The sequence below is a fragment of the Mesorhizobium sp. M1338 genome (assembly GCF_040318045.1).
Classification (GTDB): domain Bacteria; phylum Pseudomonadota; class Alphaproteobacteria; order Rhizobiales; family Rhizobiaceae; genus Mesorhizobium.
The window spans coordinates 38,236-53,435 of the sequence record NZ_JAMYLL010000017.1 but is presented as its reverse complement, the minus strand read 5'-3'; the positions used below and the strand labels follow the sequence as shown (position 1 = coordinate 53,435).

Annotated in this window: 11 protein-coding genes and 1 pseudogene; 6 read left to right on the top strand and 6 right to left on the bottom strand. The window is 60.4% G+C overall.

The genetic code is table 11. The features are described from left to right. Positions 1 to 186: 186 nt before the first annotated feature. Positions 187 to 1,332, bottom strand: coding sequence for a trans-sulfuration enzyme family protein (locus NKH19_RS17210; RefSeq protein WP_352982445.1), 1,146 nt, complete (start codon positions 1,330 to 1,332; stop codon positions 187 to 189). Positions 1,333 to 1,421: 89 nt separating this feature from the next. Here NKH19_RS17210 and NKH19_RS17205 point away from each other — a divergent pair, with 89 nt between their 5' ends. The 3 genes and pseudogenes from NKH19_RS17205 to NKH19_RS17195 form a co-directional block, all read left to right on the top strand. Then, the gene (locus NKH19_RS17205) at positions 1,422 to 2,066 is read left to right on the top strand and encodes a helix-turn-helix domain-containing protein (RefSeq protein WP_352982443.1); all 645 of its coding nucleotides are present in this window, start codon (positions 1,422 to 1,424) and stop codon (positions 2,064 to 2,066) included. 49 nt (positions 2,067 to 2,115) lie between these two features. Beyond that, positions 2,116 to 2,754, top strand: a complete 639-nt coding sequence (locus NKH19_RS17200; RefSeq protein ID WP_352982441.1) for an FMN-binding negative transcriptional regulator — start codon at positions 2,116 to 2,118, stop codon at positions 2,752 to 2,754. A gap of 798 nt (positions 2,755 to 3,552) precedes the next feature. Beyond that, positions 3,553 to 4,213, top strand: a pseudogene (locus NKH19_RS17195) (transposase); the annotation flags it as partial. Positions 4,214 to 4,361: 148 nt separating this feature from the next. On the opposite strand, the gene NKH19_RS17190 reads toward NKH19_RS17195, so the two are convergent. The 3 genes from NKH19_RS17190 to NKH19_RS17180 form a co-directional block, all read right to left on the bottom strand. Then, complete coding sequence (locus tag NKH19_RS17190) at positions 4,362 to 6,425, bottom strand: carbamoyltransferase family protein (protein ID WP_023689396.1); 2,064 nt, start codon at positions 6,423 to 6,425, stop codon at positions 4,362 to 4,364. 1,144 nt (positions 6,426 to 7,569) lie between these two features. After that, on the bottom strand, positions 7,570 to 9,780 hold the full coding sequence (locus tag NKH19_RS17185) for a xanthine dehydrogenase family protein molybdopterin-binding subunit (RefSeq protein WP_023776439.1): 2,211 nt from the start codon (positions 9,778 to 9,780) through the stop codon (positions 7,570 to 7,572). A 3-nt stretch (positions 9,781 to 9,783) separates the two neighbouring features. Next, positions 9,784 to 10,242 carry a (2Fe-2S)-binding protein gene (locus NKH19_RS17180; RefSeq protein ID WP_023689394.1) on the bottom strand — a complete coding sequence of 153 codons (459 nt, stop codon included), beginning with the start codon at positions 10,240 to 10,242 and terminating at the stop codon, positions 9,784 to 9,786. A 391-nt stretch (positions 10,243 to 10,633) separates the two neighbouring features. On the opposite strand from NKH19_RS17180, the gene NKH19_RS17175 reads away from it, so the two are divergent. Next, complete coding sequence (locus NKH19_RS17175; RefSeq protein WP_023689393.1) at positions 10,634 to 11,014, top strand: ATP-dependent DNA ligase; 381 nt, start codon at positions 10,634 to 10,636, stop codon at positions 11,012 to 11,014. Between the two features lie 3 nt (positions 11,015 to 11,017). Beyond that, the gene (locus NKH19_RS17170; protein WP_023689392.1) at positions 11,018 to 11,158 is read left to right on the top strand and encodes a hypothetical protein; all 141 of its coding nucleotides are present in this window, start codon (positions 11,018 to 11,020) and stop codon (positions 11,156 to 11,158) included. Between the two features lie 253 nt (positions 11,159 to 11,411). On the opposite strand, the gene NKH19_RS17165 is transcribed toward NKH19_RS17170, so the two are convergent. Both NKH19_RS17165 and NKH19_RS17160 read right to left on the bottom strand, forming a co-directional pair. Then, positions 11,412 to 12,314, bottom strand: coding sequence for a dihydrodipicolinate synthase family protein (locus NKH19_RS17165; RefSeq protein WP_023735784.1), 903 nt, complete (start codon positions 12,312 to 12,314; stop codon positions 11,412 to 11,414). Between the two features lie 52 nt (positions 12,315 to 12,366). Beyond that, positions 12,367 to 13,599 carry a trans-sulfuration enzyme family protein gene (locus NKH19_RS17160; protein WP_023672390.1) on the bottom strand — a complete coding sequence of 411 codons (1,233 nt, stop codon included), beginning with the start codon at positions 13,597 to 13,599 and terminating at the stop codon, positions 12,367 to 12,369. 74 nt (positions 13,600 to 13,673) lie between these two features. Here NKH19_RS17160 and pdxR point away from each other — a divergent pair, with 74 nt between their 5' ends. After that, positions 13,674 to 15,179 (top strand): MocR-like pyridoxine biosynthesis transcription factor PdxR, encoded by a 1,506-nt coding sequence (gene pdxR / locus NKH19_RS17155; RefSeq protein WP_031249775.1) that lies wholly within the window; start codon positions 13,674 to 13,676, stop codon positions 15,177 to 15,179. The last annotated feature ends 21 nt before the right edge of the window (positions 15,180 to 15,200 follow it).

Sequence of the window (15,200 nt, the reverse complement as noted above, 5' to 3'; positions counted from 1 at the left end):
GGGCGCGTGGCCATCGTCCAGAAACCCGAAGACGTTCATCACCCATGCGACCACGCGCCCGAGACGATGCGACACGGCGGTAGCGGTTCACCAGAGGACGTGCGTTCTACTCAGCAGGAACATTGTTCTGCCGATCGTCGGCTGCGCCAGCCGCCACATAAAGCGGCGCCAGAGTTCTTGCACCCGTCATTGGACTCCCGCTTTGCAGGTTTCGCCTAGGGCCTGCATCAGGTCATCGATAATGTCCTGAGGATGTTCAAGCCCTACAGAAATTCGCAGCAATCCGCCTGGCGCTTTGGACTTCGCACCTTCTACGGATGCGCGATGCTCTATCAGAGAATGCGTCCCGCCAAGGCTTGTCGCCCGGACAACAATCTTCAGGCGGCCGGCCACGGCCATTGCAGCATCGGCTCCGCCTTCGACGATAAAGGATAGCATCGCTCCGTAATGGCTCATTTGCCGCGTAGCAAGATCGTGTCCCGGGTCAGTTTGCAGACCAGGAAAGAGCACTTTTTCGACGCGCGGATGAGACGCCAGGGCCTCGGCCACTTTCTGGGCGCCTTCGCAATGGGCGCGCATGCGGACCGGCAATGTCTGCAGGCCCCGCAACGCCAGCCAACAGTCGAAGGGCGCTGCGACGCTGCCCTTGTGTTTCTGGACCATCCGCAATGGGCGACCGAGGGGTGACGCGTTTGGGACAATGACGACACCGGCCATCAAATCCGAGTGGCCGCCAATGTACTTTGTCGCCGAGTGCATCACCGCGTCTGCCCCGATTTCGAGTGGCAGTTGAAGCACTGGTGTGGCCCACGTATTGTCCACCACCGCCAAGGCGTTTGCCTCGTGCGCGATTGCGCAGATGGCCGCAATGTCGACAACGCGGATCATCGGGTTTGACGGCGTCTCGATCCAGACGAGGCCAGTCCGCTTCGATGTCACCGCGGCGCGCAAAGCGTCCAAATCGCGCATGTCGACTGGGGCAAAGTCGAAGCGAGACCCAATGTCGGTCTCTTCGATCAGCGAACGAATGCCGAAATACATGTCATCCGGCAGAACGATCCGACCCGCCGACGGATGGCTCTCGAAAACTGCAGCGATTGCGGCCATGCCCGAAGCGAAGGCGATGCCGTCTTCCCCTCCCTCAAGCGTCGCCATGGCCGCCTCGAACGCATTGCGTGTAGGATTTCCATCCCTTGTGTATTCGAAGCCGGACGGAAATGACCCGTTGGCGCCGCGTTCGAACGTCGTGCTGGTGTGCAGCGGCATGGATACGGCCCCCGTGGACGCGTCGACCCCTCGGCCGCAGTGGATCGCCTTCGTCTCAAAACGCATCGGTTATTTCCTTCCTAACGGGCAGTTGCAATTTCGCCCCGGTCATTATACTGACCGTAATAGGTGAGCCGAGGTCCTAAGTCAATATAATGACCGATGTTACGACAGCCTTTGATGCCGAGCAGGTCCTTGGGCAAGTGATAGCGGCCCGGATCCGAGACTTGAGGCGTGACCAAAACCTGACCCTGGATCGACTGGCTAAACTAAGCGGCCTGTCCAAGGGAACCGTGGTCGCGCTGGAGCAGGGTAGGGCGAACCCCAGTATCGGCATACTTTGCCGATTGGCGGCGGCGTTTTCGCTCTCCGTGGCCGATTTGTTGAACGAGCACCCTTCCACGGTGTGCCTTCCCATCGAGCGGACAGAGACCAGGAGGCTTTGGACGAGCGCCAAGGGAAGCTCTGCACAACTGCATTCGTCGACCTCGGGACGCACGATGTTCGAACTGTGGAGCTGGGTCATGATGCCGGGCGACGTGTTTTCCGCGGACGCTCATAGTCCGGATACGCGCGAGCTGATCTCGGTCAGTCAGGGTGCCCTGAGCGTTGTGGTAGGTGCCCATGTGGTAATTTTAAGCGAAGGCGAGAGTGCGCGGCTTGTCACTGACCAACCGCACTCATATGCGGCGGCATCTGATGTGCCCGCCCACTTCACGATGGCGGTGCTTGAGCGTGGTGGACACCGAGATCCGGGGCACTCGTCGACGGCAGCGAAGATTCAGGGGCCCGTTCCGTAAGGCTCCGCCGATTACTAACAACCGCACATTCGCGACAGGAGATAAACCGTTGTACGTTCCGCCTCATTTTGCCGTCCCTGATCAGAACGCCCTGTTCGAGCTTATCGACAAACACCCGCTCGGTATCCTCGTCACCCAAAGCAAAGGCACACTGGACGCGAACCACCTCCCCTTCGAGCTTGACCGCTCGAAGGGAGACAAGGGCGTTCTCAATTGCCATGTCGCTCGCAAGAACCCAGTCTGGGAGGAAGTCGCCAATGGCGATGAGGTTCTCGTAATCTTCCGTGCGGCCGACGCTTACATCTCGCCGAACTGGTATCCGAGCAAGCATGAATTCCACAAGCAGGTGCCGACGTGGAACTATCTCGTCGTCCATGCCCACGGACGCATCACTGTCCGGGATGAAGAGCGATATGTACGCCGTAACGTGGCGAAGCTCACTCATATGCAAGAAGCCTCGCAGCCTGCCCCGTGGAAGATGGGCGACGCACCGAAGGACTTCATCGACACGATGGTTAAGGCAATCGTCGCTCTGGAGATCGAGATCACCGGCCTGGTTGGAAAATCAAAACTCAGCCAGAACAAAGACTTGCGCGACATTCAGAACCCTGGTGAAATGCTGCGTGCCCAAGGGGCCATTGCGATGGGAGAAGCGATGCTCGCGGCTGCGGCGGCCAAATCCCAATAGCATGTGTCTTGTCCCGACAAAGCCGCTGGTGCCGGCTTCCGACGGGTCACCTAGCCCGCCTTGACGCACGGCAATAGCTTTTGACGGCCTGAAGCGACGCTGTGGTCACCGTTGTGATCCTTTTCCACGCGCCTGGTCAGGCGGCAGGATTGCTCCGTCGTGACCGACGGGTTCGTTTCAGGCGCCTGCGCCCCCTCGTATGTCCGCGACCAGCCGCGCAGCGGTTTATGAGGCGCAATCGCACGCGTTTCGAAGCCACGTACCTTGGGCGGCAAGCTCGACCATGCGCTCGACGCAGCTCCAAGTGCGGCCCCGTCAACGATCTCCTTGAACCTGCGGAACTTGCCCGAAAGCACTTCTCTTACGGGAGATGATTGGCTTTGTCGCCGAACCGACTGATGGAGATGGTGGCGGCGCCGCCGTAGCGATCAGACCCGCCTTGCAGCGCAATGGCTACCCGGGCGCGACTGGGAGATGCGGGCGGGACTGTGGAGCTGCGGAGACGGAGCGGATCGGCATGGAGCCGTGACCGCTTGCGATCTGGCTCTGGAACGAGTTAAGGAAGCGCGGACTTCCGATCGTGTCAAGCGCCGCCCTCTCGATGATGCCGGACAAATCGGGCCGCCACGAGCGGCGGGCCTTGCTCAGATCGGACGGACCGGATGGTTTAAGGAGGTTCGCATCAAGAGCCACGGCACCTGTGTCGTGCGGGTGCTGCTGTCGGCACGTGACCTTCTCGTCAGCGAACAGATGCCTGGGCTTCTTAAGGCCTTCGGCGTCATATTCGGCAAGAAGATCGATGCCCAGGTGATCCTACACATGCTCAGGATACAGGCGACGCAGGTCTACCATGATCCGCTGCGAGCCGGCATCAACGAAGTGCATGAACTGTCGAAGACACATGAAGCGATCGCCAGGGCCTAGACCGAGATCCAGCACCGCATGCTGACACACTACCAGCCGCTGTATTTTCCCGAGATCGATCGCTTCCGGGGGAACAGCCGCAGCGATCGGTTCTTTGCCTTCCTCCATGCCTTTCCGACCCCAGCAAGCTTCACGGCGCTGACGAAGGAGGAGTTTGTGGCAGCAGCTTGGGATGCCGTCGGCCGCAAGGTCAGCAAGACACAGATTCTGACGATGTTTTCGAGACAGCGCGCCCATCGATCGGATTGCCGCTGCCACTGGATGACTTGATGCGCCTGCCATTCGCATGTTCCAGATGGTCATTGACGAAGCACGCAGCCTGATCCGGCACCGCAATGAGATCGAAGCACAGGCCGACGATCTGCTGCGGCACAGCCAGGATTATCAGCTCCTGCGACAAATCCCGGGCATCGGACCGATCGAGGCATTGACCGTCATTGCCGAAGCCGGCGATCTTCGCCGCTTAGGTCATCATCGCCAGTTTCTAAAGTTTTGCGGGCTGGACCTCTCGACACAGAAGTCCGGTGAGGCCAGACCCGCCTTCCAACCCAGGCACACGACCCATTCAATAGCATTCCTAAGCATACTGACCAGGGCGACCTCGACCCCCCTAATCACAGCGGTGAGCTCGCAGGCGGGGTCGATGAACACTATTGATTGGCCGAGCTTGAGCGGCATCTCTATCACATTGATAGCCTATTAGGCTGGTCCGGCGTTTTATCGGACCCATGATCCATCCGAGCAGCTTGTGAGGGATGCAGCCGAACCAGGCGCTGCTCCCACAGTCTTCGCAGGTCCTCCAGCAGAGCTTCATGCTTAGCCTTATCCGGCGCAATTATATTGAGGTGATCGCTTAACACGGCTTCGCCCTCAATCCGCATCAGCAGATTAAACAGGTCGTTTGAAATTCGCACACTGTCAATGCTGGAGTGGTTCGGAATAATCTCGCAGACAGTCTCCTGATGATCTCGCGCTGTGTAAGCACGGGTTTGATGGAGGGAGACTGAGGGAGGCAATGAAATCGCAAGCGCAGTCCAATCCTGCAGCGTTGCAGCCCGTTTTTTTACCAAGAAGGGCCCGACCACAAGTCCATCCAGCTCTGTCGTCAAAAATGTGGCAATCGCGTCTGCAACCGTATCCACGATCGGTTCAGCATTGTTGTTAAAGGACGTATTGAGCAGAATTGGAGTGCCTGTCCGCTTCTTGAACGCATTGATGACCTCCCAGTAAGCGGGGTTGGCATCGCGCGATACTGTTTGCAGCCGAGCCGTACCGTCGACGTGCGTAATGGCACCCAACAAGGCGCGCTTTGAGTCACGCACGCGAACGACGAAATTCATGAATGGAAATTCGTGCTTACCGTCCGGGAGGTCGAAAAATTCGCTCGCATCCTCTTCCAGCACAGATGGTGCGAAAGGCCTATAGCCTTCGCGCTTCTTGACCATGGCATTGATCCGGTCCTTGTTTGCAGCGGGCCGAGGGTCGGCAAGAATGCTGCGGTTGCCCAGCGCACGTGGCCCAAACTCCGAACGACCCTGCACCCAGCCGATCACGGCGCCGTTGGTGATCCAGTGGGCTGCACTGCTCGCTACGTCATAAGAGCGTTCAACCTCGAGATGTCCGGACCATGCATTCAGTTCCTGTTCCACGGCGCGGTCGCTCCCGAGATCAGGACCCCAATAGACCTCCTGCAGTCGCTCACGCGGCGCGGGGCGGCCCATCTCGTTAGAGACTATCAGCGCAGCTCCCAATGCGCAGCCAGCGTCGTGAGACGCGGGTTGCACGAAGATGTCTTCGAAAAGCCCTGAATACAGCAGCTTGCCGTTCATCGTGCAGTTGTGGGCTACCCCTCCCGCCAGACACAACCGCTTCATGCCGGTGGCCTCACGGTGGTGCCGGAGAATGTGGAACACGATCCGCTCAAGCGCTTCCTGCAGTGACGCACTCACATCTCGATGCTGCTGGGTGAAAGGCATTCCCTTTCGCCTGATCTCGATGTTGCGGAGCAACGCCGGACCGATGCGGTCGAGGTGAACACGGTAGCCACCGTTGGCGGAGAGCTCGTAGAACTGCTCGAAGAGCTCGCGATAGGGAGCGGGGTCGCCATAGGGCGCGAGTCCCATTACCTTATACTCGTCGAACATGCCGTAGCCGAGACAGCGGATCGTCTCGAGATAAAACAGCCCAAGAGAATTGTCCTCCGGGAAAGCCTCGATTTGCGTAATTTCTGTGCCAGACCCTACCGCCACAAGGCCCGACAGGAAATCACCACAGCCATCAATCGCTAGAATGAGACTTTGTTCGAAGCCCGACATTGCAAAGGCGCTCACGGCGTGCGCCTGATGATGACCTACGAATGAAATACGCGAACTGTCCAACTTAGTGCCGAACTCACGCGCTAACAGGTTCTGCACCAACATTTTAGCATCCAACGGAGTGGAGAGAATGTCCGGTTGGGAAGCGGACATACCTTCAAGCATGGCGTTGGCATAGGGCTCGCTGGCGTAGACCGCGACACGATCAATGTCGCTGAGCTGAACCCCGGCCGTCGAGAGACAGTATTGAATCGAACCACTTGGCAGCTTGTTCGAGTGCTTGATTCGATTGAGGCGTTCCTCTTCTACGGCGGCTATCACCTTTCCGTCTCGGACGAGCACCGCGGCGCCATCGTGCATAAAGGCGTTCGGACGCTCGAATCGGTTTTCATGGACTTGGTCAAGTCCGCCGCTGATTCCTAGGCACAGCATTTCTTTCTCCAAATAGTAACGGGAAGCCAAATTGGCTTACCTCGACTGTTTCCAACTAAATAGGCCGTGTTGTCGCCTGCAGCTGCGACCGCCCGTCAGGCATCAGCGGCATCGAAGAAAGCCTCATAAACGATCAATGAGATGCTTCGACTGTGACGCCTACAGTGCCATCACGCCGAGAGCTTGGCTGGATCATCCAATCCTGAGCGGCTGCTGAAATGTATCCGGCGATGTCGTTTTCATCGGCAGAACCAACTTGCGATGCCGCCTGTTCTTGGGAAGGGCGGCCGTCGACGAATAACAGTACCGCCCCCGTGAACTGGCCCGATTTCATTCTCCGAAGCGACCATGGTCGCACCGCCCGACTTTGTCGGCCAGTTGCAACTCACTTTCTCGGCACGACCTCCACTGCACGTCAGGGCGCATCGAAGATTTTCTCCTTTGGATTATTCCTAAGGCAGCTTTCGTCACGCGATAGAGCAGCGTGTGATTGGTGCGTGAGGCTCTTTTTTGTCCATGCACGATTCCGGAAGAGTGATGAAATCGATTGTTTTGATCAAAGTCATCCACGCTATGAATAACAGCCGCAGCACATGCGTTTTCAAAGCGCTTCAGGCTTCCCGGATGGCTACTCCGATGTGAAGCGCATGGCATTCCAAGCGCTCTGTCAACCAAACGACGAGTATCGGCGTCGACCCTCATTGTTGCCTTCGTCTTCGCGACTCCGTGACAGCGGCTGGCATTGTGTTTGTAGGGCATCGGGCGAAGATCATGTCGATCGGCCATCTCGCCTGCCTATCGGCAAACCCTTGAACAATGATCCACGCACCAGCGCGATTGTGATCACGAGCGCCTCTGAGCTCGGGAGGTTCGGTTTTCTGAGGGTTCCTGGGTCTCCGAAGCGATGGAGGTAGCTAGCCTTCCTGGTGCTATACGGTTGTGCTCTTCAATGGAGTGGACGCATTTGCGTCTCGAAAGCGGTTCTTCAGTGGAACCGGCGCCAAGGCCCGTCTGTGGTCGTTCAGAACACGGGGTGCCGTCTCCAAACCGGCTATTGGAGCGGGCAGCCGCCGGAATTTGACCCATGGAAATGAGCGCCTGTCAGGAGGCGTTCGAAAACGGCGCGATCTTCATCGCGGCTGTTTCATGGTGTCATTCCTGACATGTTCTTTATAATCGGCAGCTTGCGGATAGTCTTGCCCGTCGCCGCCCGTAGCGCGTTGGCGACGGCCGGGCCGATCGGCGGCACACCTGGCTCACCAACTCCCGTGGGCGGCTCCTCGGACGGCACAATGTGCACCTCGACTCGCGGCATCTGCTCGATCCTGAGCGGTGTATAGGTATCGTAGTTCTCTTGGTCTACGACACCGCCCTTCAGGGTCAGCTCCTCCTGGAGGATCGCGCCTAGCCCGAATCCGATACCGCCCTCCATCTGAGCGCGAATCTGGTCAGGATTTATCGCGGTGCCGCAATCTACCGCGCAGACGACGCGGTCGACCTTGAAACCATTTTCATCGTTGAGGGTGATCTCCACCACATCGGCGACATAGGTCGAGAGGCTTTCATGCAGGGCCACGCCGCGGAAACGGCCTTCCGGCAGAGGCTTGTCCCAGCCTGCCTTCTCAGCAGCCACTTTAAGCACGGCGGCATGCCGTGGATGGTGACCGAGCATTGACAAGCGGAAGTCGACCGGATCACGGTTCGCAGCGGCGGCGAGCTCATCGATCAGGGTTTCCACCGCGTAAGCGGTGTGGGTGGAGCCTACCGAACGCCACCACAGCACCGGGATGTTCACGTCCGTGGTGGTCAGCTCGACCTTCAGGTTCGGGATCGCATAGGGCAGGTTGGTGGCGCCCTCTACGGAGGTTGGATCGATGCCGTTCTTGATCATCGCCGCAGAGGTCGAACCGCCCAAGACCGATTGGCCCACGATGTGGTCATGGAGAGCGACGACATTGCCTTTCTTGTCGAGCCCCGCCTTGACTGCGTGCACATAGGCCGGCCGGTACCGCCCACCCCGCATGTCATTCTCGCGGGTCCACTGCACCTTCACTGGCTTGCCGCGTCCCAGTGCACGCGCTGTGGAAACAGCTTCGATGATGACATCTGCATCCAAGACCGCGCGGCGGCCGAAACTGCCGCCGGTCTTCATCACGTGCAGCCTCACCTTGTCCGGCGTGGTGCCGCCTACCTGAGCGGCAGCCGCCTGATAAAGGTCGGGCATCTGGTGTCCGCCCCAGACGTCGATGGTGCCGTCTTCGTTGATTCGGGCGGCCGCGTTGAGTGGCTCGATCGAAGCATGGACAAGATAGGGGAATTCGTAGTGCCCCTCGATGATTTTCTCAGCACTGGCGAACGCTGCGGGAGTGTTACCGTCGTCGCGCGCGGTGGCCGCGCCCAGATCGTCTGCTGCCTTGTTGTATTCGGCCATGATCTCGGCCGTGCCGCGCTCTTCGGCCTTCTCCTCGTTCCAGGTCACCTCCACGAGGTCGCGGCCCTTCAGCGCCGTCCAGGTGTCCCTGCCAACCACGGCAATGCCTCGCGGCGTCTGGACGACATCGACAATGCCGTCGAGTGCCTTGGCCTTGGTTGCGTCGAAGCTCTCGATCTCGGCGCCGAACTTCGGCGGATGGATCATAACGGCCGTCTGGAGTCCCTCCATCATGAGGTCGATCGTGTAGGTCTGCGCGCCGTTGGTCTTGCCGGCGGAATCGTAGCGCTTGAGGCTGTCCGATCCGATCTGGGCCCACTTGTCGCGCGGCTTTAGCGGCACGTCGTCGGGAACCGGCATTCCCGCTGCGGCTTCAGCCAGGTCACCGTAGCGCGCCTGCATCCCTGAGGCGTGCGACACGACCCCGGAAGCGACTTTGATCTCGCCGGCTGGCACATCCCACCGCTGCGCCGCGGCCGCCACCAGCAAGGCCCGTGCGGCAGCACCCGCCTTGCGGTAGCGTTCCCACGACGAACTCATCGACGTGGAGCCACCAGTTACCTGTGCGGCCCCGCCCCAGGCGACATTGCCGTAGAGCGCGGTATTGCCATATCCGCCGACCACGTCCACCTGCGCCCAGTCGCCGTCGAGCTCTTCCATAACCAGGGTGGCGATGCCGAAATAGGAGCCTTGTCCCATCTCGAACTGCGAGGAGTAGATGATGATCCGGTTCTCCTTTGTGATCTCGACATAGGTCTGGAAGGGGTTCGCCTGAACCTTTGCAGTAGTCGTTTGTGCGATGTCGGACGCCGCCAGCACTAGCCGGTAGCCCACGGCGAGGCCAGCGGTGGTGACGCCCGCGCCGACGAGGAACCGGCGGCGCGTGGGCCGCACGGAGTTATGCTTCGAGAGAAACTGCGACATGCCTCAAGTCTCCAGCCGGTTGGCGGTCTCGTGGATGGCCGCGCGGATGCGATGATAGGTGGCGCAGCGGCACAGATTGCCGCTCATCGCCGAATCAATATCATCGTCCGTCGGCTTAGGCGTTTCTGTAAGGAGGGCCACGGCCGACATGATCTGGCCAGACTGGCAATAGCCGCATTGAGGTACGTCGAACTCGGCCCACACGGCCTGGACCGTTTCGCCTATCTTGCCCGACACACCCTCAATGGTGGTGATCGAGGCTCCTTCGATGTCGCCGACTGCGGTCTGGCACGAGCGCGTCGGCATGCCGTTAACGTGAACCGTGCAAGCGCCGCACTGGGCAAGCCCGCAACCGAATTTCGTTCCCGTGAGTCCGATGACGTCACGGACCGCCCAGAGCAGCGGCATCTCTGGATCGACGTCGAGTGTTCGCGCCTCGCCATTGAGGGTAAAAGCGACCATTGCTTGCTCTCCTTGTCCTGAGCTGGCTATCTCGTTGAGCCTCCGCCCGCCTGGCAACCAGCTCTTGTTGCTGAGGCCTAGCGACCACACCCTAGGAACGCGCAGCTCAAGCAACAAGCCGCTAGGTTGGCGAGTTACGAGATCGTGAAGTGGGTCGTGTCGAAAGGCTGGAGGCAACTGAATGTCATTTTTTGGGCGGACAGGCCGCTTTAGGCTGAGTTACACGAGACTGGACATTCGGGTCGTCGCGAACATCGACCGCTGGTCGGCCGCGTCCGGCAGGGCCCTGATTGGCTACACGAAATGAAATGGGACGACTATCGATGGGGGCCTACCTCGACCCGCAACCTCCACGACTGGACCCTCAGGTTTCCGACTATCGTCCCGGGCGGTGGCCGAGCTCGGCGCCTCGGACGCGATAATAGACGGTGAGGCGTTCGTCGTTGACCAGAAGGCTTGTCGCGCATTCCCAGTCTTCAGCGGGTTCTTGGCCGCGGCGGGAGACGTCAGGACCATGCTTGCCGGCTTCGACCTGCTCAAGATCGACGGCGAGGGTCTTCGCGATCGGCCACTCGTCGATCGGCGCAAAGCGCTAGTTAACCTGCTGAGACGCCGCCCAAACGGCATCGTTCTGAGCGACGAGATCAGCGGCGGCAGCGACATTCTCGCGCAAGTCTGCCAGTTCGGCCTCGACGGCATCGTCTCCAAGCTGCGTGTCAGTCCATATCGATCCGGCCGGCGCCAAGAATGGGTGAGACAAAATGCGTGCTGAGTGATGAGTTCATCGTCATCGGCTGCGAACCCGGCAACAGTTACGGCGGTCGGGAAGCGTGCTCTGGCGAATGTCGAGGACGGAAATCTGGTGTTCGCCGGCGGCATTGGCACCGGCTTCAATGCGCGCACCGGGCCGGAGTAAAGCGCCGGCTCGATGCCATTCAAATGGACAAACCACCGATTCCTAGTTTGAAGGCGAACGGTGCGGCATGGGCGGAGTGCCCTGCGCAGTCTGTACCTCCGCAGTCGATTGTCGAGTTCGAAGGGGTGTGATTGGCGTCGAGACCGCTCCAGCCATGGCTATCAGCACGCCGAGTGCGTTGTTTTCGATCAATTCTCGAAATGAGCGGGTAAATACATGCACTTCCTTTCACTTGCCGAACGGGGTTTGCTGTTCACCGGCTGGCATCCGATGGCAAACCTTTCAACGCGGCGGCGATCTGGCGCTTCGCTGCTGGGGGCAGAGGCAGGATGGGACGCGGGGGTTCGGCACTGCAAACGTCGAGCAATTCAGCGAGTGCATGGACGACGCGAAGGCTCGAGAACTCCTTGAAGAGGCTCCAGATCGGGACCAGCGCGGCATTGATCCGTCGCGCTTCGGCCGCATCGCCCTGTTGCGCCGCTGTGACGATCGTCATGCAGACCTCGGGCAGGATGCCCGCAAGGACGCTGTACCATGTGTCGGCGCCGGCGATCATGGCCTCGGCGGCGTTCCAGTCGCCGCTGTAGCCAATCGAGAACCCTTCCGGCAGTGTGCGCCTCTGGGCGGTCAGGTGGTTCTTGATCGCATCGCTTTTGTCTGTCGGATTCTTGATGGCGACAATCCCAGCCACCTTTGCCAGGCGGCTGACAAGGGGTGGACTGAAATGGAAATGCGTCGTTCCTGGATTGTCGTAGACGACGATCGGCAGGCCACTTTCGCGCGCCACAGTGGAGAAATGTTCGAACACCTCGTCATCAGTAAGCGGGGTGTAGGAGGCGGCGGCAAGCAAACCCGCAGCTGCTCCAAGGGCCTTGGCGTCTTGCGCGAGCCCCACGGCTTCATCGGTGCGCAGCGCGCCCACACCCACCACGACCGGCATTTGCCCCGCCGTTTGGTCCAAGGTCTCGGAGAGCGCCCGCCGCCGTTGCTCGCGCGACAGATAGATGTATGTGCCGGTGCTGCCGAGAAGACCGATGGAATCGACCTGAGCAATGCCAAGCCGAGCAATCAGCCTGCGCAGGGCAACGCTATCGACGCGGCCGTCACGATTGGTCGGGGTGATGGGGAACGCGGAAAGACCGCTCAGGAATGCCATGGCAAGGCTCCAGATCTATGTGTGAGCGCAGAGATGGCCGCACGCCAGGTCATTACAAGACGTCCAAAGCCCGCCGCAGATCGGCGATCAGGTCATCAGCGTCTTCAAGCCCCACCGAGAGACGCATGAGATCCTCGCCGACTCCATCGGCCAAATGGGCATCCTTGCGGATCGGCTGCCGAGCACGGGTGAGGCTTGCTGGATGATAGATGAGGCTGTCGGCATCGCCGAGGCTGACGGCGCGAATGATCAGGTTGAGCCGGTCCATCATCCGGCGCGCTCCTTCGTATCCAGCGTGGAGGCCAAAGGCCAACATGCCCGATCCGTTGGACATCTGTTTTCGCGCCGTCACCTGATCAGGGTGCGAGTCGAGGAACGGATAACTCACAAATGCCACCGCCGGGTGCGCTTCCAGCGCCCGAGCCACCGCAAGGGCCGTGGCGCTGTGCCGTTCCATACGCAGCGTCAGCGTCTTCAGACCGCGCAGGATCAGGAAAGCTGACATGGGCGAGAGCGCTGCGCCGGTGATGTAGCGCAGGCCCGTTTCATGCAGCGTACGGAGCGTTTGGGCGTCGCCGAGAAGCGCCCCGCCAAGCGCATCGCCATGACCATTGATGTACTTGGTCAGCGAATGGAGCACGATGTCCGCCCCGTGCTCAAGCGGTCGCTGGAGCGCGGGCGAGGCGAAGGTGCTGTCCACGGCAACCTTCACACCGCGCGCGTGGGCGCGCTTGGCAATGGCAGAGATATCGACGATGCGGCTCAGCGGATTCACCGGCGTCTCGAAGAAAACCAGCCGCGTCCGCTCGGTGATCGCGGCATCGAGATTTTGGGGATCTGACAGATCGACCGCGACGACCTTGATGCCGAAGCGGGGGACCGCCTGTTCGACCATGGCAAGCGTGTTCGCATAAAGCGTCTTGTGGACGATGAGTTCATCGCCCTGGGACAGGAGCGACAGGATCAGAGTGCCGAAGGCCGCCATCCCCGAGGCAACAACCAGCCCCGCCTCGGCTCCTTCCAGATTCGCGAGCCGCTGCTCGAGGATCTCGGTCGTGGGATTGTATTCGCGCGCATAGAGCCGTCCACCAAGGGCGGCGGCGGCATCGTTTGCTGCCACGCTTTCGAACCCATAGGTTGACGTCAGGAACACTGGCGGCTGGACGGCATTGGAAAAGCCGGCCGGATCGTAGCCATGATGGATCGCCCGGGTGGCAAATCCGGGGCTGGTGCGGTTGAGCGACCCCGTGGGAGCATCGGTTTCGGATTGATGGGAGCTGGTCATTCGGCCTCTGCGATCTCTCTTGGGGTTCCGAAAGATTGACGGCAACCTGGCCAATGTGAAATATCCAGTTGGCGATGAAAGAGATGGTCCAGTCTTCAAGTGCCGGGTCTGCAGCGCGCTCGCACGCGATGGGTGCACGCCAGATATACGAAGCCCTTCGCGAGCAAATCCTCGGCGGCGTCTACGAAACCGGCAGTCAGTTGCCATCCTCCCGGGCCCTGGCAAATGACCTCGGCGTTTCGCGAACCACGGTGACGGTCGCCTATGAGCAACTGGCTGCGGAGGGTTTCATCGAAGTCCGTCAAGGCGCACGACCTCGCGTTGCGTCTTCGTTGATGGGCCATGGGACGGGGCGCACTCACGCGCAACGGGTCGGCCCGATCCACCTGTCCGCATATGGCGAGCGGCTGCGCGCGACGTCACCCTGGCCAGATTATCTGCCGACTGGGCTGAAGGTCGAGTTCCGCTATGGCGACCTCGCGCCGTCGGATTTCCCTTCATTGGTCTGGAAACGCGCGATGAACGAGGCGATGGGGCAGCGCCCGCTGCGTCTTGCCTATGACGATCCTCGCGGCTCGCGCCGGCTTCGCCAGGCGCTTCAGGGCTATCTCTGGCGCGCCCGGACCCTGAGCTGCGACCTCGACCAGATCATAGTTGTGAACGGTTCGCAGCAGGGCCTTGATCTGTGCGCGCGCCTGCTTCTCGATCCCGCCGACCGTTTCGTCATCGAGGATCCGTGCTACAGGATGGCGCGTCAGGTCTTTGCCAGTACGGGTGCCTCACCCATCCCGGTCATCGTGGACGAAGACGGGATGAGGACCGAGTTGCTGGCGGGGATCGGAGCACGACTGGCGTATGTGACGCCATCGCATCAGTTTCCGCTTGGCGGCGTCATGCCGATCGCGCGCCGCCATCAGCTTCTGAAATGGGCGCGGCACAACAACGCCTATGTGATCGAGGACGACTACGACAGCGAATATCGCTACGACATCAATCCGGTCCCTCCGCTGCACAGTCTCGAGGACCACGGGGCTGTCATCTACCTCGGCACGATCTCCAAAACGCTCTCGCCGATGCTGCGCATCGGCTACCTCGTCGTCCCGCCCGAATTGCAGGAGGTCTTCGCAACCGCCAAACAATTCGCAGACCGGCATTCGCCGGTCGCTGAACAGGAAGCGCTGGCATCGTTGATCGAGAGCGGCGGCTACGAAAGCCATGTGCGCCGTGTGCGCAGGCTGAACGGCGAGCGTCGGGAAACGTTGTTGGGTGCCTTGCAGCACAGCTTCGGGGATCGCATCACTGTCCAGGGAGCAGATGCGGGACTGCACGTCGCGGTTTGGTTCAATGACCTGCCACGATCGCGGGAAACGGCCTTGGTCGAATCCGCCCGCGACGCTGGCCTGGGGCTACACCTGATCTCGCCGCTCTACGAACGGCCATCGGACCAAGGCCGCACCGATCGCGTCGGACTTGTCATGGGCTATGCCGCCTTGAGCATTCGGCAGATCGGGAAGGGCGTTGAGGTCCTGCGAGAGGTTGTCAAGCAGGTGCAAGACGCGATGCCGGCGCGGAACAACTGAGACGGGGCGACGCCGAAAGCT